General features: G+C 65.2%; 22 protein-coding genes. 6 read left to right on the top strand and 16 right to left on the bottom strand.

The features are described from left to right. Positions 1 to 82 precede the first annotated feature (82 nt). Positions 83 to 1,144 carry a YeiH family protein gene (locus JJJ16_RS01945; protein WP_219751181.1) on the bottom strand — a complete coding sequence of 354 codons (1,062 nt, stop codon included), beginning with the start codon at positions 1,142 to 1,144 and terminating at the stop codon, positions 83 to 85. An 88-nt stretch (positions 1,145 to 1,232) separates the two neighbouring features. Between JJJ16_RS01945 and JJJ16_RS01940 the strand changes: the two genes are divergently transcribed. Next, positions 1,233 to 2,138 carry a LysR family transcriptional regulator gene (locus JJJ16_RS01940; RefSeq protein ID WP_219751180.1) on the top strand — a complete coding sequence of 302 codons (906 nt, stop codon included), beginning with the start codon at positions 1,233 to 1,235 and terminating at the stop codon, positions 2,136 to 2,138. An 83-nt stretch (positions 2,139 to 2,221) separates the two neighbouring features. Here JJJ16_RS01940 and JJJ16_RS01935 read toward each other — a convergent pair whose 3' ends face one another. The 3 genes from JJJ16_RS01935 to JJJ16_RS01925 form a co-directional block, all read right to left on the bottom strand. Next, positions 2,222 to 3,370, bottom strand: coding sequence for a branched-chain amino acid aminotransferase (locus JJJ16_RS01935; RefSeq protein WP_219751179.1), 1,149 nt, complete (start codon positions 3,368 to 3,370; stop codon positions 2,222 to 2,224). Positions 3,371 to 3,499: 129 nt separating this feature from the next. After that, complete coding sequence (locus tag JJJ16_RS01930) at positions 3,500 to 3,760, bottom strand: Txe/YoeB family addiction module toxin (protein ID WP_219751178.1); 261 nt, start codon at positions 3,758 to 3,760, stop codon at positions 3,500 to 3,502. A 2-nt stretch (positions 3,761 to 3,762) separates the two neighbouring features. Continuing rightward, on the bottom strand, positions 3,763 to 4,005 hold the full coding sequence (locus tag JJJ16_RS01925) for a type II toxin-antitoxin system Phd/YefM family antitoxin (protein ID WP_219751177.1): 243 nt from the start codon (positions 4,003 to 4,005) through the stop codon (positions 3,763 to 3,765). A 91-nt stretch (positions 4,006 to 4,096) separates the two neighbouring features. Here JJJ16_RS01925 and JJJ16_RS01920 point away from each other — a divergent pair, with 91 nt between their 5' ends. After that, entirely contained in the window at positions 4,097 to 4,594 is a 498-nt protein-coding gene (locus JJJ16_RS01920; RefSeq protein WP_219751176.1) for a hypothetical protein, read from the top strand. A 120-nt stretch (positions 4,595 to 4,714) separates the two neighbouring features. On the opposite strand, the gene JJJ16_RS01915 is transcribed toward JJJ16_RS01920, so the two are convergent. The 3 genes from JJJ16_RS01915 to JJJ16_RS01905 are packed head-to-tail and all read right to left on the bottom strand — an operon-like array spanning position 4,715 to position 8,522. Continuing rightward, positions 4,715 to 5,194 (bottom strand): S-ribosylhomocysteine lyase, encoded by a 480-nt coding sequence (locus JJJ16_RS01915; RefSeq protein WP_048776440.1) that lies wholly within the window; start codon positions 5,192 to 5,194, stop codon positions 4,715 to 4,717. Positions 5,195 to 5,197: 3 nt separating this feature from the next. Then, on the bottom strand, positions 5,198 to 7,171 hold the full coding sequence (dnaG, locus tag JJJ16_RS01910; RefSeq protein ID WP_219751175.1) for a DNA primase: 1,974 nt from the start codon (positions 7,169 to 7,171) through the stop codon (positions 5,198 to 5,200). Between the two features lie 46 nt (positions 7,172 to 7,217). Then, positions 7,218 to 8,522 (bottom strand): deoxyguanosinetriphosphate triphosphohydrolase, encoded by a 1,305-nt coding sequence (locus tag JJJ16_RS01905; protein WP_219751174.1) that lies wholly within the window; start codon positions 8,520 to 8,522, stop codon positions 7,218 to 7,220. 211 nt (positions 8,523 to 8,733) lie between these two features. Between JJJ16_RS01905 and JJJ16_RS01900 the strand changes: the two genes are divergently transcribed. Further along, positions 8,734 to 10,794: a glucose PTS transporter subunit IIA gene (locus JJJ16_RS01900; protein ID WP_219751173.1), complete on the top strand. Its 2,061-nt coding sequence runs from the start codon at positions 8,734 to 8,736 to the stop codon at positions 10,792 to 10,794. Positions 10,795 to 10,975: 181 nt separating this feature from the next. On the opposite strand, the gene aroD is transcribed toward JJJ16_RS01900, so the two are convergent. From aroD to JJJ16_RS01885, 3 genes are read right to left on the bottom strand one after another with little or no spacing between them, the layout of a single operon-like run. Continuing rightward, the gene (gene aroD, locus JJJ16_RS01895) at positions 10,976 to 11,800 is read right to left on the bottom strand and encodes a type I 3-dehydroquinate dehydratase (RefSeq protein ID WP_219751172.1); all 825 of its coding nucleotides are present in this window, start codon (positions 11,798 to 11,800) and stop codon (positions 10,976 to 10,978) included. 11 nt (positions 11,801 to 11,811) lie between these two features. After that, positions 11,812 to 13,089 carry a tRNA dihydrouridine synthase DusB gene (gene dusB / locus JJJ16_RS01890; RefSeq protein ID WP_219751947.1) on the bottom strand — a complete coding sequence of 426 codons (1,278 nt, stop codon included), beginning with the start codon at positions 13,087 to 13,089 and terminating at the stop codon, positions 11,812 to 11,814. Positions 13,090 to 13,129: 40 nt separating this feature from the next. Next, positions 13,130 to 14,518, bottom strand: a complete 1,389-nt coding sequence (locus tag JJJ16_RS01885; protein WP_007589590.1) for a glycine--tRNA ligase — start codon at positions 14,516 to 14,518, stop codon at positions 13,130 to 13,132. 589 nt (positions 14,519 to 15,107) lie between these two features. On the opposite strand from JJJ16_RS01885, the gene JJJ16_RS01880 reads away from it, so the two are divergent. Both JJJ16_RS01880 and JJJ16_RS01875 read left to right on the top strand, forming a co-directional pair. Beyond that, on the top strand, positions 15,108 to 15,620 hold the full coding sequence (locus tag JJJ16_RS01880) for a helix-turn-helix domain-containing protein (RefSeq protein WP_219751171.1): 513 nt from the start codon (positions 15,108 to 15,110) through the stop codon (positions 15,618 to 15,620). Positions 15,621 to 15,652: 32 nt separating this feature from the next. Then, positions 15,653 to 16,480 (top strand): IS3 family transposase, encoded by an 828-nt coding sequence (locus JJJ16_RS01875; protein WP_318836513.1) that lies wholly within the window; start codon positions 15,653 to 15,655, stop codon positions 16,478 to 16,480. A gap of 98 nt (positions 16,481 to 16,578) precedes the next feature. Here JJJ16_RS01875 and JJJ16_RS01870 read toward each other — a convergent pair whose 3' ends face one another. The 6 genes from JJJ16_RS01870 to JJJ16_RS01845 form a co-directional block, all read right to left on the bottom strand. After that, positions 16,579 to 17,283, bottom strand: coding sequence for a hypothetical protein (locus JJJ16_RS01870; protein ID WP_219751170.1), 705 nt, complete (start codon positions 17,281 to 17,283; stop codon positions 16,579 to 16,581). After that, the gene (locus JJJ16_RS01865; RefSeq protein ID WP_219751169.1) at positions 17,280 to 18,173 is read right to left on the bottom strand and encodes an ABC transporter ATP-binding protein; all 894 of its coding nucleotides are present in this window, start codon (positions 18,171 to 18,173) and stop codon (positions 17,280 to 17,282) included. Before JJJ16_RS01865 ends, JJJ16_RS01870 begins: the two co-directional genes overlap by 4 nt. Next, entirely contained in the window at positions 18,170 to 18,559 is a 390-nt protein-coding gene (locus tag JJJ16_RS01860; protein WP_219751168.1) for a GntR family transcriptional regulator, read from the bottom strand. Before JJJ16_RS01860 ends, JJJ16_RS01865 begins: the two co-directional genes overlap by 4 nt. 369 nt (positions 18,560 to 18,928) lie before the next feature. After that, positions 18,929 to 19,813, bottom strand: coding sequence for a sugar ABC transporter permease (locus JJJ16_RS01855; RefSeq protein ID WP_219751167.1), 885 nt, complete (start codon positions 19,811 to 19,813; stop codon positions 18,929 to 18,931). A gap of 59 nt (positions 19,814 to 19,872) precedes the next feature. Then, on the bottom strand, positions 19,873 to 21,465 hold the full coding sequence (locus JJJ16_RS01850; protein ID WP_219751166.1) for an ABC transporter permease subunit: 1,593 nt from the start codon (positions 21,463 to 21,465) through the stop codon (positions 19,873 to 19,875). Positions 21,466 to 21,680: 215 nt separating this feature from the next. Beyond that, positions 21,681 to 22,907, bottom strand: coding sequence for a maltose ABC transporter substrate-binding protein (locus JJJ16_RS01845; protein ID WP_219751165.1), 1,227 nt, complete (start codon positions 22,905 to 22,907; stop codon positions 21,681 to 21,683). Between the two features lie 165 nt (positions 22,908 to 23,072). On the opposite strand from JJJ16_RS01845, the gene JJJ16_RS01840 reads away from it, so the two are divergent. Next, positions 23,073 to 24,089, top strand: coding sequence for a LacI family DNA-binding transcriptional regulator (locus tag JJJ16_RS01840; RefSeq protein ID WP_219751164.1), 1,017 nt, complete (start codon positions 23,073 to 23,075; stop codon positions 24,087 to 24,089). Positions 24,090 to 24,138 lie beyond the last annotated feature (49 nt).

Below are 24,138 nucleotides of genomic sequence, written 5' to 3'. Positions count from 1 at the left end.
CAAGGATACCCTTAGTTAGGTTCTGACACCAGTGTCACTTTGGACCGTTTGCGGCGCGTAGTGACGCCCTGGTGAGCCATGTTCAGCCGGCGAAGGTGACTCCGCAATAGGCGATGGTGGCGACGAGGAGGGTGGAGAGCGCGGCCAGGGCGAAGGGCTTGAGGCCCACCTTGATGAGGTTCCGAATCTTGACGCCGCAGCCGAGTCCGAACATCGCTGCAGCCAGCAACCCTGTCTGCAGCAGCCCGCCGGTCGTCAGCACGAAGTCCGGCAGAGGGATAAAGGAACGCAGGAGCACCATGGCGATGAACCCGATGATGAACAGCGGGACGATGGGCGGCAGCTTCGAACTCGACCTCTGTTGACTGGGTTCGCCTGCCGTACGGCTGAGACGGCGCTCCCGGATGCTGAGGATGGCCACGACCGGGGCGAGCAGCAGCACTCGGGCGAGTTTGACGATGACCGCGACCGTGAGCGCTCCGCCGCCGATGATGCCTCCGACCGCGACGACTTGCGCGATTTCATGGATGGAACCCCCGGCCCACATCCCGGCCGTCTCGGAGCCCAGGCCAAGCAGGTTCGTGAGCAGTGGGACGAGGGGAATCATCAGCGTTCCGAAGATCACCACGAGGGTGACCGCGGTGATGGTGTCTTCCTCGGCCTCGTCGTCCGGGTCGGTGACCCCTGCCGCGCCCGCCACGGCTGCCGCGCCGCAGATGGAGAATCCGCAGGCAATGAGCAGCGAGAGCCCGGATGGAACCCGCAGCAGCCTCCCCAGGAGAACGGTGCCGAGCAGACCGCCGGCGACAATGCACACGACGACGACCAGCATTGGGGCTCCGAGGTCGAGGATGTCGGTCAGTACCAGCTGGAGTCCGAGGAAGACGATGCCGGCGCGCAGGAGCTTTTTCGCGGAGAAGTCGATGCCGTCGGAGGCCGCTGCTGGCAGCCGGACGACGTTGGCCAGGAGTACGCCAAGCACGATCGCGATAATGAGCGGGCTGACTCCCGGCAGCAGCAGGCTGACCCCGTACGATGCTCCGGCCGCGGCCAGGCAGAGGACAAGCCCGGGCAGGAGCGCGCGGACTCGGGCAAGCAGCGTGTGTTCCGGTCGGGCAGTCGCAATGTTCTGTGTCTGTGTCATGCATCCATTGTTTCCTGGGACTCGCTTGCGCGAGTAGAGGCAGATACGGTCCGCTATACAAGTTATGCTTGTGGCTGGGAGGCGGAAGATGCACTACGAGCCGGACTTGGAGGCACTGCGAGTCTTGGCGCTCGTCGCGAAGGAAGGCAGCATGTCGGCGGCAAGCGCGCAGTTGGGCGTGAGTCAGCAGGCGATATCTCTGCGCATCCGGAACCTGGAAAAAGATCTGCGCATGCGACTGCTGGCGCGTTCCGCACGGGGCTCCCGACTGACTCCGACAGGCGAGCTGGTTGTTGGCTGGGGAACAACGCTGCTGACAGCGGCCGACGAGTTCTCGGATGCTGTCAACTCGCTCCGCACGGATCGCGGGAAGATGATGCGCATCGCCGCGAGCCTCACGATCGCAGAACACCTCCTACCGGATTGGATCGCCCGGTGGCGCATCTCTCACGGCAATGACGGCCCGGTCGTTCAACTCACAGCCGCCAACAGCAGCACGGTCGTCGAGGCCATACGCGAGGGAACCGCAGACCTCGGGCTCGTCGAGACCCCTGTCGTTCCCGCCGGCCTCCGGTCGGTCACCGTCGCTTACGACACCATCGAAGTCGTTGTGCAGCACGGTCACCGATGGGCGAAGACCCGCCGGGTGTCCGTCCGTGAACTGGCGGGCACTGGGTTGGTGCTCCGCGAGACCGGCAGCGGCACCCGACAAGCGCTCGAGAACGCCCTCACCGAGGCGGGCTTTCCCCTCGCAGCCGAGCCCGCAGCCGTGCTGACGACCACGCTCGGCGTTCGCAGCGCGATTATGGCCGGCATAGCCCCCGGCGCGCTGAGCTCCCTCGCCGTGTCCGAGGACGCCCGCGCCGGCCGACTCGTGCGAGTTCGGATCAACAATCTCCAGATCACCCGCCCGCTCACCGCCATCTGGGCCGGGACGACTCCGCCCCCTCACATACGGGACTTCCTGGACGTCATCGCGCGAACTGACCGGTAACGACCAATTTCGCATCGTGACTACATAAAGAAACCACGGCCTCGTGCAATCGACGAGGCCGTGGCTTCCTCAAGCGATCATGCTCAGACCAGGCGGTACGTCCAGCCGTAGGGATCCTCGGCGCGGCCCCACTGGATGTCAGTCAGGTGCTTGTGGATCTCGCGGGTCTTCTCCCCCACCTCGATCTCCACGTCGAAGTCGTCGCCAGCCAGGCGCGTGATCGGGGTGACCACGGCGGCAGTGCCGCACGCGAACACCTCGGCGACCGCGCCCGAGCGGATGCCATCCACAACCTCGGACAGGGCGATCTTCTCCTCGCGCACGTCCACGCCCTGGTCACGCAGCATGCGCAGAATCGCGCTACGCGTGCCACCTTCAAGGATGACGCCGGTGAGCTCAGGGGTGCGGATGGTCCCATCGGCCATGACGACGAACATGTTCATGCCGCCCAGCTCCTCGAGGTACTTGCCCTCGTAGGTGTCCAGGAAGCAGACCTGGGAGAAGCCCTTGGCCTCGGCCTGGATCTGGGGCAGCAGGGAGGCCGCATAGTTGCCGCCCGCCTTGGCGCTGCCGGTGCCGCCGGGGCCGGCACGGTGGTACTCGCGCTCCACCCAGATGGCCACGCCCGACAGGCCGCCCTTGAAGTAGGGGCCCGACGGCGAGCCGATGACGTAGTAGTCGACGACGCCGGCGGGGTGGACGCCCACGAACTCCTCGGAGGCGAACATGAAGGGACGCAGGTAGAGCGACGAACCGTCGACATCGGGAACCCACTTCACGTCGGCGCGCACGTAGTCCACGAGGGATGCCACGAAGTCCTCGCGGCTCAGCTCGGGCAGGGCCAGGCGGCGCGCCGAGTGGTTCAGACGCGCGGCGTTGTAGCCGGGACGGAAGGTCCACACGGAGCCATCCTCGCGCTTGTAGGCCTTGATGCCCTCGAACACGGACTGGCAGTAGTGGAAGACGGAGGCGCCGGGGGTCAGCTCGAGCGGGCCGTAGGGAATGACGCCGCGGTCATCCCAGCCACCCTCGCGGGTCCAGCGCATGTGGGCCATGTGATCCGTGAACTTCTTACCGAAGGCCAGGGTCGACATGATCTCGTTGTACTCTTCCGGCGTTGCCGGGTGAGCGTTGGGGGTCAGGGGGAAACGACCGGCCAGCTCGTCGGCGGCGGGAAGTACCAGGTCGCCGGCAGCCTCAAGTTCCGTGGGGGTGTGCTGCGTCGATGCCATGGGGTCTCCTGTCGTGGTTTTTCACAAATATGAAGCCAGAATATGCCCGCCGTCCGCAATGTGGCCGATTGATTTCGGCATGTGACCCACTCCCCCGCCCCCTGTGGAAGTTCTCACCCACAGGCCGGCTCACTCGTAATGAGTCCACATGCGCAGGACACGGACGATGCGTTCCTCTTCGAAGACCTCGTAGACGAGCCTGTGCTGAATGTTGATCCTGCGGGAATACATACCTGCGAGGTCCCCGACGGGGCGCTCGCAGCGGGGAGGCGCCGCAAACGGATCCTCAGTCAGAACCTCGATGAGGCTCTGAGCTTTCGCCTTGAGTCCGCTGGCGGAGAGCTTCTTCGCATCCTTCGCGGCCTGCTTGGAGAAAACGACCCGCCACATCGCTACCACTCCACGTCATCGAGGGCGTCGTCGAGATCTTCGCGAGCGGCTTCCTTCAGACTATCCGTCATTCCGGGAATCCCCTGCAGATACAAGGTTTCCTGAATGGCGGACCAGTCTGCCTCGCCGATGAGAACCGCGTTTCCACGACGGCCGGTGATCGTGATCGGAGTCGACTCCTCATTCACGGTGTCAATGAGCCGGTACAGGTCCGAGCGGGCCGCGGTAGCACTCACAGTAGTCATCATTATCCCTTTCCACCACCACCATAACGTACGCGTTCACGTACGTATAGGCCTGTGCGCACGATTTCTGCCGAAAGGATACGATCAACGCATGACGACTCTGCCTGATTCTCTGACCTCCGCCCTGCCCACCCGCGAGCGCCGCTCCCCCGGCCTGGAGCTGGAGGACGGGCGCTGGATGGTGGCCGCGAAGTCGGGCCTGTACGTGTTCGGCGCCGAGGCCTCGTCGACGGACGGGGAGCCCACCCCCGAGGTGTTCCCCTGGTACGACGTGGCGCGTGCGCGCTGGGAGGCCGAGGGCTCGCTCTTCGCCCTGGAGTGGGTGGATCCGGCCCGCCCGGCCCTGGCGGGGCGCGGAGTCGGTGACCCGGAGGACTTCATGCGTCATACGAGCGAGTTCGTGAACCGCTCGATCGTCCTGCACTCCCAGGTGGAGGTCGGCAACGGAACGACGGTGACGGCGTGGGTGCGCCGCGGCGAGGACGGGCTTTTCTCCGTGCTGACGGCCGACGGGCCGCTGGACGCCGACGGGCAGCGCGAGGCGGACGCCCTGGAGGCGCGCGTGCGCGACGCAGTCGGTCTCGACTGATCGACGAGGCCGGGGCTCCCCCTCGGGGTAGGCTCCCCCTCCCACGCGCGTCCTCAGACGACAACGGGACCCATCCTCACCGGATGGGTCCCGCTTCCGTATCCAGGCGAATGCCCAGAATCAGTGGATGACGTCGACGCGCTCGAAGGCGTCGAGGGAGAAGCCCTGCTCGAGGATCGCGCGGCTCCACTCGCGGGCACTGAACAGCGAGTGGTCGCGGTAGTTGCCGCACGAGTACGCGTCGGTGCCGGGCACGTCCTCCCAGGTGACCTCCTCGGCGATCGCGTGCAGGGAGGAGGCCAGCGCCTCGGTCACCTCGCGCACCGAGGGGGTGCCCCACATGATGAGGTGAAAGCCCGTGCGGCAGCCGAACGGCGAGCAGTCGATGACGCCGTCGATGCGGTCGCGCAGCAGGGAGGCCAGCAGGTGCTCGATCGTGTGCAGGCCCGAGGTCGGAATCTCCCCAGCGTTGGGCTGGAGGAGGCGCACGTCGAAGTTCGAAATCTGGTCGCCCTTCGGGCCGGCCTCCACGTTGATGAGGCGCACGTATGGTGCCTTCACTGCGGTGTGGTCCAGGGTAAAGCTCTCAACTTCAGCCATCGGTTAGTCCCTTTCGGTGTAGTTTTGCCGGCGTTGCTCCAGGCGCATGAGCTCCCGGAACGTCTCGGAGTAGGTAGGGTCATCCTCGCTCAAGCGCGACAGGGCCGCACGGGCCTCGCCGAGCTTGCGGGTCAGGTCCATGCGCACCATCGCGGCCACCACGCCGCGGCAGTACGAGCGCACGTCGGCCTCGCCCGCGACGGGCAGGGGCGCGACGGCCAGCTGGGTGACGGCGGGGCCAATGAACTCGCCGGCGGTCTCCAGGACCACCTGGACGAAGTGGCGCGAGGCCGCGAGGGTCGCGTTCTCGCCCGGACCGAAGTGAGCCTCAGCCTGGCGCATCATCTGCGTGAAGGCGTCGAGGCCGCCGACCGCGCGAATCGCGTCGTGGACGGCGCGGTGCGTGGGCACTGTGAAGGACTGCCCGTCGAGCTCCTCGAAGCCAGAGCCCACGGCGTAGAGCGGGTGCTGGAGGACGGCCTCGAGAGCCTGGCGCTCGATGCGGCTCACCGGGTCCTCGGGGCCTCGGCGCTCGGGGGTGGTGGGGCCGGGGCGGCCCGCGCCCGCCATCTCGATCTCGCCGGGGCGCGCCTCGTGCGAGATGACCTCGACGCGACCGGCCGCGCGGATCGCCTGCTCGACCGTGGGGATATCCATGCCGAGCCACCCGGCCAACTGGCGCGTGTACTCGGCGCGCAGGGCGCGATCCTTGATGTGCGCGACGATGCCGGATGAGGCGCGCAGGCCCTGCACGCGGCCCTCGGCGCTGCGCAGGTCCATCTGCGACAGGACAGAGCGGATCGCGAACTCGAAGAGCGGGATGCGCGAGTTCACCAGGTCGACGATCGCCTGATCACCCTGGGACAGACGCAGGTCGCAGGGGTCCTGGCCACCCGGCGCCACCGCCACGAAGGTCTGGGCCGCGAAGTTCTGGTCCTCGCCGTAGGCGCGCAGCGCGGCCTTCTGCCCCGCGCTGTCGCCGTCGAACGTGAAGATGACCTCCGAGCCGTGCGCGCGCCCCGTCGACAGGAGCACGCCAGCGGCCGGATCCGCGTGGTCGCCCAGCAGGCGGCGAATGATCTTGACGTGCTCGGAGCCAAAGGCGGTGCCACACGTGGCCACGGCGTTCGTTACCCCCGCGACGTGCGCGGCCATGACGTCCGTGTAGCCCTCGACGATGACGACCTTGTGCTCCGTCGCGATCGTCTTCTTCGCCAGATCCAGGCCGTACAGCAGCTGCGACTTCTTGTAGATCGGGGTCTCGGGGGTGTTGAGGTACTTGGGCGACTCCTTGTCGCTGTCATCCAGGCGACGCGCGCCGAAACCGACCGTCGCGCCCGTGATATCGCGGATCGGCCACACGAGGCGGCCGCGGAAACGGTCGTACACGCCGCGACTGCCCTGCGAGCCCAGGCCAGAAATCTGGATCTCCTGGTCCGTGAAGCCCTTGGAGCGCAGGTGGCGCGTGAGGGAATCCCACGAGGCCAGGGCATAGCCGACCCCGAAATGCGCGCACATCGCCTGGGTGAAGCCGCGCTCGGCGAGGAACGTGCGGCCCTTGTGCGCCTCGGGGGAGGCCAGCTGCTGCTGGTAGAACTCTTCGGCGACGCGGTGGGCGTCCAGGAGGCGCTGGCGCTTGCCCGGCTCCTCGGTGCGCACGCGCGCCCCGCCCTCCTCGTAGTGGAGGGTGATCCCGGCCTTCGCCGCCAGCATCTCCACCGCCTCGGTGAAGGGCAGGTGGTCGATCTTTTGCACGAAGGAGATGACGTCGCCGCTCTCACCGCACCCGAAGCAGTGGAACATGCCCAGGTGAGGACGCACGTTGAAGGAGGGGGTGCGCTCGTCGTGGAAGGGACACAGGCCCTTGAGGGAGCCGATGCCTGCGGGTCGCAGCGCTACGTGTTCGCCGATGATCTCATCGATCTTCACTGCGTTACGTACCGCTTCGATGTCGTCCTTACGAATCAGACCCGCCATGTCCCTCAGTCTACCGATGCCCGCCCGCGTCTGCGTCCGATCATGCTCACAGCTGCGAGGACAGCATGCCGCACCAGCGAGCGTGCCACGTGGAGGCCGACACGTCGGTGAGCGAGGCGACCTGGTCGATGACAGCGCGCAGGCGCACGCCGTCGTCGGAGGCGGCCCGCCACTGCGCGGCGAACACTGGCTCGAGAGCATCGGCCCCGGCCTCGTAGAGGGCGTCGACGAGGTCGGCCAGGAGCGTGCGCTGCTGGTAGTAGACCGGCTCGGTCTCGCGCGGGCTCATGACGTAGTGGACGGCCATCCCCTTGAGGATCTGGATCTCGGCGCGCACCTCGCGCGGGACGACGAGGTCCGCGCGGTAGCGGCCCAGCGGCTCGTGCCCGAAGGTCTCGCGCGTGGCGGCCACGGTCGCCGAGCAGAAGCGGCCGATCAGCTCGCTCGTCGCGTCCTTCAGGTGCGCGAGGGAGGCGTAGGAGCCGTCGAAGGAGCGCAGCCACACGGGCATGGAGACGATGCGTTCGAGGGCCTCCTCCAGGTCCGAGCGCGCCACCGAGGGCCCGTACCAGTCCAGGGTCGAGGCCACGACCGCCGAGCAGTGCGCGTCATCGAAGAGGTCCGCGGGGTCCAGCTTGCGGGTCGCGACCGCATCCTCCACGTCGTGCACCGAGTAGGCGATGTCGTCCGACAGGTCCATGATCTGGGCTTCCAGGCATCGCCGCCCGGCGGGCGCCCCCTGGCGCATCCACGCGAACACGGGCGCGTCGTCGGGGTACACGGAGTACTTGCGCGTCGACTTGGCCAGGTCAGGGCCGCCGGCCTTGACCCACGGGTACTTGCAGATCGCGTCCAGGGTCGCTCGCGTCAGGTTGAGGCCCGCGGGAACGCCGCCCGCGCCGATGACCTTGGGCTCCAGGCGCGTGACGACGCGCAGGGTCTGGGCATTGCCCTCGAACCCGCCGATCGAGGCTGCCGCCGCGTCCAGGGCGCGCTCGCCGTTGTGTCCAAACGGGGGATGTCCGAGGTCGTGGGACAGACACGCCGCGTCCACGACGTCCGGGTCGGCACCCAGCTCCTTGCCGAGCTCGCGGCCCACCTGGGCGACCTCGAGGGAGTGCGTGAGGCGGGTGCGCACGAAGTCGTCCGAGATCGGGCCCAGCACCTGTGTCTTTTCGCCGAGGCGGCGCAGCGCCGAGGAGTGGAGGATGCGCGCGCGGTCGCGCTCAAACTCGGTGCGCTCGGAGGACTTGTGGTCCTCGGGCACCCAGCGCTCGGAATCGGCGGCCGCGTACGGGCGGCGCGCGTCGCCACCATCAACACCGGGGATCGCCAAGGAAAACTCATTCACGGGGCCATGTTACTAAAACTCATTCACGGGGCCATGTTACTAGGGAAACGCCTGCGCAGAACGAGCCCGTGCCTCGTTACTGTCAAAGCGCCACAAATTACCGACAAAGTACTGTGAGATACCACGTCAGATCTTTCAGCATTTGTTCAAACATGCTAATTGTCAAGAGTCGCATTCAGCGTCGAATCCTCATCCACGGAAGGAGTCCCGCGTGTCCAACACGGCACAGGAAATCCTCGATGCAGTCGGTGGCCCCGGCAACATCACCCACTTCACCCACTGCGCGACGCGTCTGCGCTTCGAACTCAACGACGCGTCGGTCGTCGACAAGGACCGAGTCGAGGCCATTGACGGCGTCCTCGGTGCCGTCCCGCAGTCCGGTGATCGCTACCAGATCGTTATCGGCGGTGCCGTGCAGTCGGTCTTCAACGAGATCAACAACCTGCCGTCAATGAAGTCGGGCGCCGCAGCCTCGAACGACGACGTCAAGGCCGCCGCCCGCGCGAAGGCTCGCGGCAAGAACGCCATCGTTGACGCCTTCTTCGAGTACCTGTCGGACTCGTTCCGCCCGCTGCTGCCCGTCCTGCTCGGCGCTTCCCTGATCCTTGCGTTCCTGGCAGTCCTGGAAGCTTTCGGCGTCGTCAACACACGCGCCGAGACCATCCCGGTGTGGCTGGGCTACGTGAACTCCATGTGGCGCGCGGTCTTCTACTTCCTGCCCGCGATGGTCGCCTACAACGCCTCCAAGAAGCTGGACATCGACCCGTGGGTTGGAACCGCCGTCATCCTGTCGCTGCTCACCCCCAACTTCCTGGGCCTGAGCAACGTTAACAAGTTCCCCGCCACCACCTGTATCCAGCTCGTCGAAGGTAAAGATGATCTGCTGCAGTGCACGACCCAGATCGACAATGTTCCGCTGATCGGCACCCTGCCCCTGCAGCTGTCTGACTACGGCGGCCAGGTCTTCGTGCCGCTGCTGATGGTCCCGATCCTAGCGCTGGTCTACAAGGGCCTGAAGAAGATCATCCCGGCGAACGTCCAGATGGTGTTCGTCCCCTTCATCTCCTTCATCATCATCATGCCGCTGACCGCCTTCCTGATCGGCCCCCTGTCGATCTGGATCGGTAACGGCCTGGGTGGTGGCCTGGCCTGGCTCAACGGCCATGCCCCCATCCTCTTCGCGATCATCATCCCAATCATCTACCCCTTCCTGGTGCCGCTGGGTCTGCACTGGCCGCTCAACGCCCTGCAGCTGGCGAACATCGCCTCGACGGGTTCAGACTTCATCCAGGGCCCCATGGGCGCGTGGAACTTCGCCTGCTTCGGCGCCACCGCCGGCGTTCTCTTCCTGTCGATCCGCGACCGCGACACCGACATGCGTCAGACCGCGTCCGGCGCCCTGGCGGCCGGCCTCTTCGGTGGCATCTCCGAGCCGTCCCTGTACGGCATTCACCTGCGTTTCAAGCGCATCTACCCACTGATGCTCACCGGCTGTGTCGTCGGTGGTGTGGTCATCGGCATCGGTCGCGGCGTGATCACCCACACCTTCGTGTTCACCTCGCTGCTGACGATCCCGGTCTTCTCCCCCATGGCCGTCTACGGCCTGGGTATTGCCGCCGCGTTCTTCACCGCATTCCTGATGGTCGTCTTCTTCGACTACCGCACGAAGGAGCAGAAGGCTGAGGCTCGCGCCAAGAAGTCCCTCCTCGAAGACGATGCCCCCGCCCCCGCTGCCGCTCCGGCCGCTGCTCCTGCCGCCGCTCCGGCGGCCGAGGCCGCTCCCGAGTTCAGCGACGAGGCGAAGGCTGACCTGACGCTCACCTCCCCCATGGCGGGCACGACGGTTGCGCTGTCGGACGTTGCCGACGAGGCGTTCGCCGCCGGCGCTCTCGGCCCCGGCATCGCCGTGTCCCCCGCCGCTGGTGCCGTGGTTGTTGCCCCGTGTGACGGCAAGGTGTCGGTCGCGTTCCCGACGGGCCACGCCTACGGCATCAAGTCCGCGTCCGGCGTCCAGGTGCTCATCCACATCGGCATGGACACCGTCAAGCTGGAGGGCAAGGGCTTCACGCCGCGCGTCGCCAAGGGCGATGTCGTCAAGCGCGGCGACGTCCTGGCTGAGGTTGACTGGGATGTCATCCGCGAGGCCGGCTACGACACGATCACGCCAATGGTCGTGACGAACAAGAAGAAGTTCGGCGAGATCACCCCGGCCGCCCCCGGCCCGGTGGGTATCACCGACACGGTCGTGACTGTATCTCCCAAGGAGGCGTGAGCTTTCCGAGCATCGCTGACTTAGCTGTGGGTGCGGGCCGCGTGGCCCGCACCCACACGTGTTTCTGCCCCGCGTATCACCACGCACGAGGTAGCCGCACACAATAGCGCGAGGGGCGCTGGACAACACTCCAGCGCCCCTCAGACGTTATTGCGGGTACACGGACCCCGCGAAGTAAGCTCTAGGCCTCGGCTCCCTCGGTAATATCCAGGACAGTTCGCACCTGCTCGACGGTGAACTGTCCGGGGGCGCTGCCTTCCCACCCGGGCAGGGTGGCGAAGGTGGCCGCGGAACCGAGGGCAGAGCCCACCAGGCGCGTGGGTGCACCGTGTTCCCCCATGGAGATGCCGATGACGGGGCGGTCGTAGGCCTCGCGCGCCCACGCCTGCGCGGCCAGCACGCGGGCCGCATCCGTGGCGCTGTTCGCCATGCACGCGAACTTGAGGACGTCGGCGCCCGCGTAGTTCATGGCCGCGAGCACCTCGGCGAGCTGTTCGTCGCCGGGAGTCCCCTCAAAATCGTGGAAGGAGGCGACGACGATCGCCCCGCCCTCGTGCACCTCATCGATGAGCGCGGAGGACCCATCGCGAGAGATCTCCACGTCCACACCGCCCGCGAAGGATGCAAGCCGACGCACGAGGGCGCAGTATTCATCGTCGTCCAGGTAAGCCTCGCCGCCCTCGACCGACGTGCGGATGGTCGCCAGCACAGGCAGGGGCGAGGAATCAGCGACGTAGCGGGCCATGCGCACCAGGTCTTCCTCCACGTCCGAGGCGGCCACGAAGTGCGACCCCACGAGGGAGGACAGGAAGGTGTCGGCCCTCCACTCGACGATGTCCGCGCGGCACGAGGCCATCGCCTCGACCTGCCCGCTCAGGGCTGCCGCGTCCCCGCTGACGGGAACGATGACCTGGGTACGTCCCCCGAGCGTCGCCTTCTTGGCGGCTCGCCCGATGGTGACGAGTCCGGGCGCAGGGTCAGGGTCGGGCGCAGATGAGTGAGGCATGATTCCTTCGCTTAGTATCCGATTTCTGCCAGGTGCAGGCGATCTCGTTCGCTCTGCGTGAGGTAGGGGTGGTCCAGCCAGCCGTCGGGCAGGTGGGGGGTCTTTTCGCCGCCTGCTCGGCCGCGAGGTCCGCGTGCGGCGGGCGGGAAGGCCTGGTCGAGGTCGAGGTCCGCGAGGCGCTCGTGGAGCTCCTGGAGAGTAGAGACCATGGACAGGGCATGGCGCTGGGGGCCGCCGACGGCGAATCCGCGCAGGTACCAGCCGATGTGTTTGCGCATCTCGCGCAGCGCGCGCCCCTCGTCGCCCTGGTCGACGACGCACCAGGCGGCGTGACGCTCGATGACGGAGACGACCTCGGCGAGGCTGGGGCCGGGCGGGATCGTCCCACCGTGGTAGGCGGCGACGATGTCGCGGAAGATCCAGGGGCGTCCCTGGGCGCCGCGCCCGACGCTGATGCCGTCGCAGCCGGTGCGCTCGAGCATGGCCAGGGCGTCGGCGGCCTCGAAGACGTCACCGTTGCCGAAGACGGGGATGTCGAGCAGGTCCTTCAGGCGCGCGATTTCGTCCCAGTGGGCCTGACCCGCGTAGTGCTGGTTCTGCGTGCGCGCGTGCAGCGTGAGCGCGGCGGCGCCAAGCTTTTGCGCAGCCAGGGCGGCGTCCGTCGCAGTCTCGTGCTCGGAGTCAATGCCGATACGGATCTTGACGGTCACGGGGATCTCGCGCCCCACGCGCTCCCCGGCCTCGTTTGAGGCGCGCACGACGGCGCCCACAAGGTCGGAGAAGAGGTCGCGCTTCCAGGGCAGGGCCGCTCCCCCGCCCTTCTTCGTCACCTTGGGGACGGGGCACCCGAAGTTCAGGTCGATGTGGTCGGTGAGGTCGCGCTCGACGAGCATCGTCGCGGCCTTCGCCATGACGGCGGGGTTGACGCCGTAGAGCTGCAGGGAGCGCACGCGCTCGGCGGGGTCGGGGCGCACCATCTCCAGGGTGCGCTCATTCTCCTCGACGAGGGCGCGGCTGGTCACCATCTCGGTGACGTACAGGCCAGCGGGCGCATCCACGCGCGGGATGGCGACGTGGCGCGGCTCGTTGGAGCTTTCGCCGGGTGCCTTCGGGGACGAGGCCGTGGCCCCCTCCCCCGACTCGGCCGCCCAGGAGGGGATGCCGACGGGCCGCAGGTGGTCGGGCAGGCCCGACTCGCCCATGATGCGGCACAGGCGTCGGAAGGGCACGTCCGTCACCCCGGCCATGGGGGCCAGGACGACGGGTGTCCACAGGCGCAGCGGCCCCACGCGTAGCGGGGCCGCTGCGGATGTTGAGGCTATCTGCAAGTCAGCAGCCCAGGCGTTCGATCAGGTACGACTTGACCTTGTCGAGCGGGATGCGCACCTGCTCCATCGTGTCACGCTCACGGATGGTGACGGCGTGGTCCTCGATCGAGTCGAAGTCGTAGGTGATGCAGAAGGGCGTGCCGATCTCGTCCTGGCGACGGTAGCGGCGGCCAACGGCGCCGGCGTCGTCGTAGTCGACGTTCCAGATGCCGCGCAGCTCGTCGGCCAGCTCCTGGGCGGGGCCGGTCAGTTCGGGCTTGCGGGACAGGGGCAGGACAGCGGCCTTGACGGGGGCCAGGCGCGGGTCCAGCTTGAGCACGACGCGCTTGTCGACGCCGCCCTTGGCGTTGGGGGCCTCGTCCTCGTGGTAGGCCTCGATGAGGAAGGCCATGAGGGAACGGGTCAGGCCGGCCGAGGGCTCGATGACGTAGGGGGTCCAGCGTTCCTTGGTGTTCGGGTCGAAGTAGTCGAGCTTCGCGCCGGAGGCCTCGGAGTGGACGGTCAGGTCGTAGTCGGTGCGGTTGGCGATGCCTTCGAGCTCGCCCCACTCGCTGCCCTGGAAGCCGAAGCGGTATTCCAGGTCGACGGTTCGCTTGGAGTAGTGCGAGAGCTTCTCCTGCGGGTGCTCGTACTCGCGCAGGTTCTCCGGGTCGATGCCCAGGTCGACGTACCAGGCCTTGCGGTAGTCGATCCAGTACTGGTGCCATTCCTCATCGGTGCCGGGCTCGCAGAAGAACTCGAGTTCCATCTGCTCGAACTCGCGGGTACGGAAGATGAAGTTACCGGGCGTGATCTCGTTGCGGAAGGACTTGCCGATCTGGCCGATGCCGAACGGCGGCTTCTTGCGCGCGGCGTTCATGACGTTCGCGTAGTTGACGAAGATGCCCTGGGCGGTCTCGGGGCGCAGGTAGTGCAGGCCGGCCTCGTCATCGACGGGGCCGAGGTAGGTCTTGAGCAGGCCGGAGAAGGCGCGGGGCTCGGTCCACTGGCCGCGCACGCCACAGTTGGGGCACGCGATGTCGGCGTTGCTCAGGGAGGACTCTTCGACGCCCTTCTTTTCGGCGAGCTCTTCGATGAGCTGGTCCTGGCGGGCGCGCTTGTGGCAGTTGAGGCACTCGATGAGCGGGTCGGTGAAGGCCTTGACGTGGCCGGAGGCGACCCACACTTCGCGCGGGAGGATGACGGAGGAGTCGAGGCCGACGACGTCGGCGCGGCGGCGGACCATGGCGTTCCACCAGGCGCGCTTGATGTTTTCCTTCAGTTCCACGCCGAGCGGGCCGTAGTCCCACGCGGAGCGGGTGCCACCGTAGATGTCACCGCAGGGGAAGACGAAGCCGCGGCGCTTGGCCAGGCTGATCACGTTGTCGAGGCGGGAGGGTCCCTTAGCCACTTGTCACTCCTTGAGTAATTGGGGCACGACTGGCTGTCGTGTCGCCATCGATACTAGTCGATAACTACTGTTTCGGGCGCCTCCGAGCCCTTGCTCGCTCATGGATCCCACCACAGGTGCGCGCTTGGAGTCCTGGCTGGGCTGTGCGTCTCTCTCCACCGCCACGCTCGCGGATAGGTTACGCAGATCCGGATAGGTTATTAACCTATCCAGATGTCAATAACCTATCCACATCGTCGTAACCTATCCACATCGTCGTAACCTATCCACATCGTCGTAACCTATCCGGATCCGTGTGAGCCAGCCCGCCACTCACCCAGCCCCAAAAGTCGCACGTAATTCCCCCTAACCTATTTCATAGTTTGAAATCAGATCGTTGAAATTCCGCCATTTTCAACACATGATTGAATGTTTCATCATCGAATTACGTGCGAAATTGCAGGGCGCACACAGACAATTCACCGACACTCAACGACAGTCGTCCGCGCCCGAATGCATAAAACAGCCCCGGCCTCGTCCCTGGATGAAGCTGAACTGCCTCCCGTTTCTTGGACATCGAAATTGAAGTCCAGGGAATGGGAGGCTTTTCGTGTCTGTGGATCTGGGGTTGAGGCATGATCGTTTGCTTCGGGAGCAGGCGGTGGAGATGTTTGAGAGGGGATGTGGCTATGGTTTGACCGCCAGGAGGCTTGGTGTGTCTGCCGAGACTGTGAGAGAGTGGCAGAAGATGTACCGCGTGATCGGGAGGGGCGGGCTTCTTGCCATGGGAGTAAAGCGGGCCAAATACGACTATGAGACCAAGGTCGCCGCAGCGAGGGCCGTGGTTGACGGTGGGATGAGTAAGCCTGAGGCGATGGTGCGTTTCGGTATTGCGAGCGCGACACCGTTGAAGCAGTGGTGCAGGCTGTACCGCGAGGGCGGCGTGCAGGCGCTCAAGCCCAAGCCCAAGGGCAGGCCGAAGGGGTCGGTGCGGGCGGTGCCACCAACGCGTGAGGAGGAACTCGCCGAGCGCGTGCGCAAGCTCGAGGCGCAGGTGGCGTACCTAAAAAAATCGATTGCCCTGAAGGCGCAGAGGCGCTCCCAAACCGGGACAAAGCCCTAGTGGTCGCCGAGCTTTCAGGGCGCGGACATGCGGTGGGTGATCTCCTCAAGGCCGCCGGTCTTGCCAGGTCGAGCTACTACTACGCGCTGGCTCACCCCAAGGGCGTGACCCGGGCGCAGCTACGTCCCAAGGTCGCCCAGATCTTTTCACGAACCCCCAACGGGTGCGGTCACAGGCAGATCGCCATGTGCCTACGCGCTGAGGCAGGGGAACGCATCGCCGATAAGACGGTCTTGAAGATGATGCGCGAGATGGGGCTGCGCTGCGGCATACGCCGCGAGAGGGCCTATCACAGGTACAACTCCTACAAGGGGGACGTGGGGCAAAGCTTCAAGAACATCATCGGCCGCGACTTCACAGCCGATGGCCCTTGGCAGAAATTGGGTACCGATGTCACCGAGTTCAAGCTCTCCTTCGGTAAGGCCTACCTCGCTCCGGTCTACGACTTTGCCAGCAAAGAGATTGTCGCCTACTCCATCTCTCTGTGCCCCAACCTCGCCCAGCAACAAGAGATGCTCCAGATACTCATGGATGCCAAGCCCGCAGGAGCTGAGCCGATCTTGCACTCGGACATGGGATGGCAGTACCAGCACGAGGCCTACATCAGTGCGCTCGCCGATAACGGTTTCATCCAGAGCATGTCACGCAAAGGCAACTGCATCGACAACGGCGCCACCGAGCAGGTCTTCGGACACATCAAGGACGAATTCTTTCGCGGCCAAGACTGGCCAACCTTCGAGAGCTTCAAAGCCGACCTCGACGCCTACATCACACACTGGAACACAGTAAGACGCCAAGTAAAGCTCAAGGGCCTGACCCCGGCAGAATACCGGGATCAGGCCCTACAGGAAGCCGCATAACGGCTACCATTAAACGCGTCCAACTTTCGGGGCGCAGTTCAAGCGGGAACGAGGCCGGGGCTGGGTCGAGGGGTCATGTTCCCCGGTGCAGCTATCGTTCAGTTGAGGCGGCGGATCCTTCCCGTGAGGGTCAGGCGCCAGTTGGCGATCACAACCGCGAGGGGGATGATTCCCATGAGCCAGAAGGACGGGTGCATGGGACCGGTGACTCCGGCCTTGTGAATGAGGGTCAGCGACAGCCAGGCAGCCGGGACGGCGACGGTAACTGCGCCCACGAAACACGCGATGGCGACTCCCCATCCCCCGCCACGGTGCCGAAACACGTTCGCACCGAGCCGACCCGCGGCATCACAGGTGATCCAAAAGACCACGACGAGCAACCAGGTGTCGACGCCGGGGGTGTAGACGGTTTTCGGCAGGAAGAACAGGTACGGCTGGATCAGGATGAGCACCCACCAGATGACGCTGCCCAGGGCGATGAACACGGCGGAGATGACGTAGCTCGCGAGCGCCAGGGTGCGGCGCGGCGCTCCACTCAGCGCCCCTGCACGCATGTACGAGATCGCCTGGTTGATCCCTGCGACGACGAGGAAGATGCCCATGATGAAAGCTGCGTTAAGGGCTACCAGGCTGACGTTCTCCGGGGCCCTATCGTTGCTTGCGTGGAAGACGATGGCGATGAGTGCGTTGAGCGCAAACTGCGCGAAGACGGTTGCAAGGCAGCTGATGACGGCAGGCTTGATGTTGACCATGCCGAGGCGCCATGCGCTGGGGGTGCGGGAGACGGTGGTTGCGGTGCTCATTGGTCGTTCTCCTGGATGAGGTAGGCGAAGGCGTCCTGGAAGGAACAGGGCGAAGCGGTCAGGGAGTGCGAGGCAAGCTCAGTGTCGCCGACGGCGCTACCGCGCAGGTCCACGACGATCTCTCGCATGGAGCCGAGCTCGCGGCTCGCGATGAGGGCGAGGTCCGGGTGGGCGGCGAGAAAACCCTCAACGTCGGAGGCATGGCCGGTCAGAGCTGAGACTCGGCAGGTGAAGTCGTCGATGGTCTCGTGAGCGAGGAGCGCGCTCTTCTTCAAGACGATGACGTCTTCGGCGACCTTTTCGAGTTCGGAGACCATGTGCGAGGAGATGAGGAAGCGTCGCTGGGGGCGCTTTCCTTCCATAACATCCCCCGCCAGAGCGAGGATCTCCTCGTAGAGGGCGTAGCGCGTGGGCACGTCCAGGGGCGCCTGGATCTCATCAAGGAGCGTGAGGGGCGCGCCCGAGGCCAGCGCAATCGAGGCGGAGAGAATCGCGGCCTGTCCGCCGGAGAGCTTGCGCACGTACTTGCGGTTAATGCGCAGGTCGAAGCGCTCGGCGTAGTGGGCGAAGAGCTGCTCATCCCAGGTGGGACGCAGACGCGCGTAGGCGACGAGAGACTGGCTATACAGCTCGTCGAAGTCGCGTGCGGAGGAAGCGATGATCGATCCGGTGAGCAGGTCGTCATCGCTGGCCTGCGCACCATCGATTGAGATGCTCCCCGAGGTGGGGGCCATCAGGCCACCAAGGATCTGCATGAGCGTCGTCTTTCCCGAGCCATTGGGGCCGACGAGGGCGGTGACGGTGGCGTCCCCAAGGGTGAGCGAGATGTCGCGCAGCGCCGCCTCGTTCTCTCCCGGATACGTGTGACTAATGGAGGTGAGGGTGATCATGAGTTGTCCTTGGCGGTCGTGTCGGCGCTGTACGCGCGGACGTGGTCGATGATGGCGTCGATGTCGAGGCCCAGGGCCAGGCCCGCTTCGACGGCGGGGTTCAGGGTCTCCTCCACGTAGGATGCGAGCCCGTCGGCCACGAGCGCGTGCTGTGCGCCTTCGGCGACGAACATGCCGATGCCGCGTCGCTTTTCGACGAGGCCCTCGTCGACGAGGATCGCGAAGGCCTTGCCGACGGTGGCCGGGTTGATGCGGTAGGTCGCGGAGTACTCCGTGGTGGAAGTGAGCTGGTCCCCGGCACGCAGGGTGCCGCGCAGGATCTGCGCGCGAATGTCGTCGGCGATCTGCACGTAGATCGGGATCCCCGAGACGAACGTGGGTGCCATGCGCAAGTCCTCCCTTCAGCTTCAGTGGTTCATTACATGACTAATGAACCATATAACCAACTATCCTGTCAAGCGCTCACACCACACAACCCCGAGGCACCCCTCTCCCCCGGCCCCAAAAGTCGCACGTAATTCGGCCACACGAACTTTCAAGTACGCCATATAAACGTTGCAATTCCAAGGATTTGATTTGAATATTTGAAAGGTTTACATGGGAATTACGTGCGACATTGTCGGGGAACGATGCCCGCGATACCGGGATTACTCACATCCGACCGCACTTCAGCTGCCGCACCCAGAAACAGCCCCGGCCTCGTCCCACGGGGATAGGGGACGAGGCCGGGGCTGGGCAGGAGGGCGCGGAAGCGCTTACTCCTTGACGCCGCCGGCGGTCAGGCCGGAGACGATGTACTTCTGCAGGTACTGGAACAGCAGGATCACCGGGATGGCCGCGATGACGGAGCCGGCCGCGAAGATACCCCACGGGGCGGTGCGCTCATCAGCCGCCCACATGTACATGCCGACAGCGAGGGTGAACTGGCTCTGATCCTGCAAGACGACCTTCGCGATCACGAAGTCGCCGAGCGAGGAGATGAAGCTCAGCAGGCCGACGACCGCCAGGACGGGGCGGACCAGCGGCATGATGATCGTCCAGAAGGTCTGGGCGTGCGTCGCGCCGTCGATCATGGCCGCTTCATCCAGCGAACGCGGGATCGAGTTGAAGAATCCGTAGAGCAGGAAGGTGTTCGAGCCAAGCGCGCCACCGAGGTAGACGCAGATCAGGCCGAGCTTGGAGTTCAGGCCGAGGACCGGGAAGATGTCCTGGATTCCCAGGAGCAGCAGGTACAGGGCCACGAAGGCAAGCATCTGCGGGAACATCTGCACCAGCAGCAGGCCGGTCAGGGTCGCGCGGCGCCCCTTGAAGCGGAAGCGGCTGAACGCGTAGGCGGCAGCAGCACCCATGAGGACGGTACCCACAGCGGTCGTGGTCGACACGATGAGGGAGTTCAAGACCCACGACCAGTACGCAGAGTACTTGCCGGAGCCCAGCGCCAGGAAGTTCTCGAAGGAAAACGCGGAGAAGAGCTTGGTCGAGCCGGTGAGCGTCGCACCGGGGTTCAGGGACACCGACAGGACGTAGAGCAGCGGGACCAGGCAGTAGATGATCATCAGGACGCCGACGAGGTGGCGCCAGCCGACCTCTTGCAACCAGCGGTCAACACTCATGGACGACGAACGGTATTTGGGAGGCATCGCACCGTTCCTAGAGGCGGCAGCGCGGTCTTGATTGGCCACTGTTGTATTACTGCGCATCACAGCTCCTCAAGGGTCTTCGTCTGGCGGAAACCGAGCCACGCGATCACGCCCACGACGATGAAGATGACGATAGACATGGCCGAGGCCAGGCCGTAGTTCGGGGAACCCGACTCGATCGCGATCTTGTAGACCATCGAGATCAGGATGTCAGTCTGGCCGACATCCAAGCCCGGGTAGTTCGGGCCGCCGCCGGTCAGCATGTAGATGAGCGAGAAGTTGTTGAAGTTGAACGCGAAGGAGGCGATCAGCAGCGGAACGGTCGACTGCAGCACGAGCGGCAGCTTGATGGACCAGACGGTACGCAGGCCGGAGGCACCGTCGATCTTCGCGGCCTCTTCGACGTCACCCGGCAGGGACTGCAGGGCACCCAGGCACACGAGGAACATGTAGGGGAAGCCCAGCCACAGGTTCACGCCCAAGATCGAGAACTTCGCCAGCAATCCGTCCGTCAGCCACGGGATTTTCACGCCGCCGAGGAACACCTGGTTGATCAAGCCAAAGTCCGTGTTGAGCATGCCCTTCCACACCAGGGTGGCCAGGAAGGCCGGGAAGGCGTAGGGCAGGATCATGAGGGACTGGTAGATCTTACGACCCTTGATGCGCTTGTCTGCGAACACGAGGCCCAGGATCAGGCCGAGCGCGAAGGTCGACAGGACCGAGACCGCGGCGAAAACGAAGGACCACAGCAGGGCCTTCAGGAAGGGGCCGGCCAGGTCGCCGCGGGCGAACATGTTCATGTAGTTGTCGAAGCCGACGAACACGCGCCAGCCCGGGTCGACCTGATTGCCGTCCGCGTCAACGAATGCGCCGATCTTATTGTTGGCCTTGTAGACGACGCCGGTCGTCGTGTCGGTCAGGGTGTCGGCGGCCTCGTCGTAGTTGTAGCGGGACTTGGCCAGGTAGGCGGTTGACCCATCGTCACTGCGGTAGCTGCCGTCGTTCGGATTGTCGGAGACCGGAACCTTGATGGCAGAGACCTTCTGCTGCACCTCGGGCTTGAGAATATCCGCCAGCGTCAGGACCTTGTAACCGTCGACCGCGCTGATGACGCCGGCCGCGTAGGTGCCGGACACCTCGTGCAGCGGGGTCTCGGAGTCGCCCACGCGGATCGCGCCCGTCGCGGTGTCGACCACCGCAAGCCCGAGGCCGCTGCTGTCCTCAACGACAGCGGCGGGGAGGCTCGGCGCACCCTCGGCACGCTGCTCAGAGGCCTGCAGGATCGAGGCGACGGCGTCATCCTTGCTGGAGTTGTGGCCCTGGCCGTAGTTCGTGAAGGACACGTAGCCCGTGTACCCCATGACGAAGACCTGGTAGATGAGCAGGAAGACCATGCCGGGAACGAGGTACTTCGCGGGAATAGTCCGCTTGGAGAAATACACCCAGTTGACCGCGAGAAGCAGGACGGCGAGGACGGCGAGAACCGTCCAGGACTTCACCAGGTAAGCGGTGAACATGCCGTAGATCCCCAGGGCATCGATGAGCATCATCAGGACAAGTTTGACGAAGAAACCGGGCCTGGTCACTTCGCTAGCGTGAGAGGCAATGCGCGCCTCTTTTTTCTTTTCTGCAGCCTTCGCTGGCTCAGACATCGTGTCCTCCACACGTGCGCAGTTTGCGCGTCATTGCGACGATACCCGCCTGGCGGCGGGTCGGAAAGCACCCGGAGGTGCGAGTGCACCGCAGCGCGGCGCGAGCGTATTGTGGGCCTCGCACCCGCCCGCCGCGTGGGACGCGGGCGGGTGCGAGGCTGGGTGCTCGCCTCAGGCGAGCGGGGTGCCAGTCGCTATGCAACCGGCGGGTTCGATCACTTGGAGGCGATCGCGTTGTTGATGTTGGTGATCATGGTCGCCCAGCCTTCGGCCGGGGTCTCGGTGCCACTCACGATGTTGGCCTCGGTCTGGCCCCAGAAGTTCCAGACGGAACCCATCGCGGGGATCGCGGGGGCGAGAGCGCCGGACTCGGCGACCTTCGCGAAGTCCTTGATGTCCTGGTCATCCGACTTGTCGGCAACCGAAGGCATCGCGGAGGCGCGACCGCCGAGCTTCTGCATCTCTTCCTGAGCCTCGGGGGTGGCCAGGTAGTTGAAGAACTGCTTGGCAGCGACCGGGTTGGCGGACTTGGCGCTCTGGTAGAACATCTGGACACCAACGAAGGGCTGCGCAGCCTGGGAGCCGGCGGAGGGGACCGACAGGACGGAGACGTCCATGCCAGCCTCGCGGAAGGCAGCGACGTTCCAGGGGCCGGTCACCGTGTAGGCGGCCTTGCCATCGAGGAAGGCCTGCTTGGCGATGTCACCCGTGATGGACGGGGAGAGCACGCCCGCGTCAGCCTGAGCCTTGAGCCAGTTTGCGAAGTCGGTGCCGCCGGAGCCACCCATGGCCAGCTCGGAGGTGTACTCGCCGTCAGCGTTGGTGTTGAAGACGGGGGCGCCGAAGGAGGTCTGGAAGCCGTAGAAGTGGTACGGGTCGCCCTTGTCGCCCATCTGGATGATGAAGGGGTACTGGACGCCGGTGGTCTTGCCGGAGGCGATCATGTCGTCGTAGGTCTTGGGCTCGTCCTTGGTGAGGGCGTTGTTGCGCACCAGGGCAACGGACTCGACGGCGTAGGGAACGCCGTAGGTCTGGCCGTTGTAGGTGACGGCCTTGACGGCGACGTCAGCAAAGTTGGACTTGGCCTCACCCAGGTCCACGGGGGCGACGACACCGTTAGCGACGAGCGCGCCGAGCTTGTCGTGGGCCATGACGATCAGGTCGGGGCCATTGCCGGTAGGCACCTGGGTGGTGAACTCGGTGTCCATGTCGGATTCAGACTTCTGCACGACGTTGACCTTCACACCGGTGTTGGTGGTGAAGTTCTCGGCGAGGCTCTCAACCTGGGAGAAGCGGGTGTCGTCCGCCCAGATCGTCAGGGTCGCCACAGCGTCGGTGTTCGCGCTGTCTGAGGAGGTCGAGGAAGGTGTCGTGCCGTTGTTGCAGGCGGCCAGGGCGGTAGCCGCCGCGAGGACGCCGAGCGCTGCGATGCCACGTCGCATTATTACTCCTGTGTTGGTCAGGCGGGTCGCCTCCATCAGCGACCTGCTACATGGTCACTGTAATACGTCGGATTTTGTTTCTGCAACAATTTTCGCAATTGTGTGCAAGCTGTTACATTTATAGGGAAACAGCTGCACTCGGACGCCCAAAGGAGAGTTGAGCCGATGACCAAAAATCGTACAAGCATGGCCGACATTGCGGCCCATGCGGGCGTATCGACCGCAACTGTTTCACGCGTTTTCAACGGCGTCGGCCAGGTCTCCGAAGACACGCGCCGCAGGGTCCTGACGGCAATCGATGAGCTGGGCTACGACCGTCCACCCAGCGAGCACACGCCCAGCACTCCGACGATCGGCGTTATCGTGCCCGAACTCACGAACCCGATCTTCGCCTCCTTCGCACACCACCTCCAGGAGGAGATTTCGCGCGCGGGCGGCATCGCCCTCATTCGCACGCAGACGCCGGGCGCGACGTCCGAGTTCGACCACCTCTCCTCACTTATTGATCACCGCGTCAGCGGGCTCATCTTTGTCTCCGGCAGGCATGCGGACCTCCTGTCCGATCTCTCCCCCTACCACGACGTCGCCGCACGCGGCATCCCCTTCGTCACGATCAACGGCGCACGCCCGGAGGTCCCGGCCCCCGACTTTTCCACCGGGGACTCCCTCGGTATTCGCGCCGCGGTCACTCACCTGCACGAGCTGGGCCACACACGAATCGCACTTCTCACCGGCCGTACGCACATCGTCCCGGCCCTGCGCAAGGCCGAGGCATTCACGCAGGTCATGGGCGAGCTGATCGGGGACCACTCCCCCATCATCGAAGAAACTTTCTACACGTACGAGGCTGCGGCCGCCTACACGCACGCCCTCCTGGAGCGCGGCGTGACGGCAATCATCACGGGTTCCGACCTGCAGGCCCTCGGCGCCATCCGCACGATCTCATCGCTCGGCCTGTCGGTCCCGGGCGACGTCTCGGTCATCGGTTTCGATGACACGTTCCTCATGAGCCACCTGGATCCAGGACTCACGACGATTCACCAGCCCGTGCAGTCGATCGTCGCATCCGCCGTGCGTGCCCTCTTCGAGGCATTGAACACAGCCGACTACGCTCCTGCACACGCCGATTACGTCTTTTCGCCCGATTTGATCGTGCGGAGCTCAACGGGACACGTCCGATAACTCCCCAGATCACGGCGGTCCGGGCACCGAGATTGACTTGACAAAGATT

Source organism: Schaalia sp. ORNL0103, assembly GCF_019429565.1.
Classification (GTDB): Bacteria; Actinomycetota; Actinomycetes; order Actinomycetales; family Actinomycetaceae; genus Pauljensenia.
Note: the sequence above shows the minus strand (reverse complement) of the source record. Positions and strands in the feature narration are given on the sequence as shown.

Coding starts and splice junctions, on each gene's coding strand:
- JJJ16_RS01920 (WP_219751176.1), top strand. CDS start 4,097: ATGACGACTCTGCCTGATTCTCTGACCTCCGCCCTGCCCACCCGCGAG.
- JJJ16_RS01870 (WP_219751170.1), bottom strand. CDS start 17,283: ATGAGCACCGCAACCACCGTCTCCCGCACCCCCAGCGCATGGCGCCTC.
- JJJ16_RS01940 (WP_219751180.1), top strand. CDS start 1,233: ATGCACTACGAGCCGGACTTGGAGGCACTGCGAGTCTTGGCGCTCGTC.
- JJJ16_RS01930 (WP_219751178.1), bottom strand. CDS start 3,760: ATGTGGCGGGTCGTTTTCTCCAAGCAGGCCGCGAAGGATGCGAAGAAG.
- JJJ16_RS01840 (WP_219751164.1), top strand. CDS start 23,073: ATGACCAAAAATCGTACAAGCATGGCCGACATTGCGGCCCATGCGGGC.
- JJJ16_RS01845 (WP_219751165.1), bottom strand. CDS start 22,907: ATGCGACGTGGCATCGCAGCGCTCGGCGTCCTCGCGGCGGCTACCGCC.
- dnaG (WP_219751175.1), bottom strand. CDS start 7,171: ATGGCGGGTCTGATTCGTAAGGACGACATCGAAGCGGTACGTAACGCA.
- aroD (WP_219751172.1), bottom strand. CDS start 11,800: ATGCCTCACTCATCTGCGCCCGACCCTGACCCTGCGCCCGGACTCGTC.
- JJJ16_RS01860 (WP_219751168.1), bottom strand. CDS start 18,559: ATGGCACCCACGTTCGTCTCGGGGATCCCGATCTACGTGCAGATCGCC.
- JJJ16_RS01945 (WP_219751181.1), bottom strand. CDS start 1,144: ATGACACAGACACAGAACATTGCGACTGCCCGACCGGAACACACGCTG.
- JJJ16_RS01855 (WP_219751167.1), bottom strand. CDS start 19,813: ATGCCTCCCAAATACCGTTCGTCGTCCATGAGTGTTGACCGCTGGTTG.
- JJJ16_RS01865 (WP_219751169.1), bottom strand. CDS start 18,173: ATGATCACCCTCACCTCCATTAGTCACACGTATCCGGGAGAGAACGAG.
- JJJ16_RS01925 (WP_219751177.1), bottom strand. CDS start 4,005: ATGACTACTGTGAGTGCTACCGCGGCCCGCTCGGACCTGTACCGGCTC.
- JJJ16_RS01915 (WP_048776440.1), bottom strand. CDS start 5,194: ATGGCTGAAGTTGAGAGCTTTACCCTGGACCACACCGCAGTGAAGGCA.
- JJJ16_RS01935 (WP_219751179.1), bottom strand. CDS start 3,370: ATGGCATCGACGCAGCACACCCCCACGGAACTTGAGGCTGCCGGCGAC.
- JJJ16_RS01850 (WP_219751166.1), bottom strand. CDS start 21,465: ATGTCTGAGCCAGCGAAGGCTGCAGAAAAGAAAAAAGAGGCGCGCATT.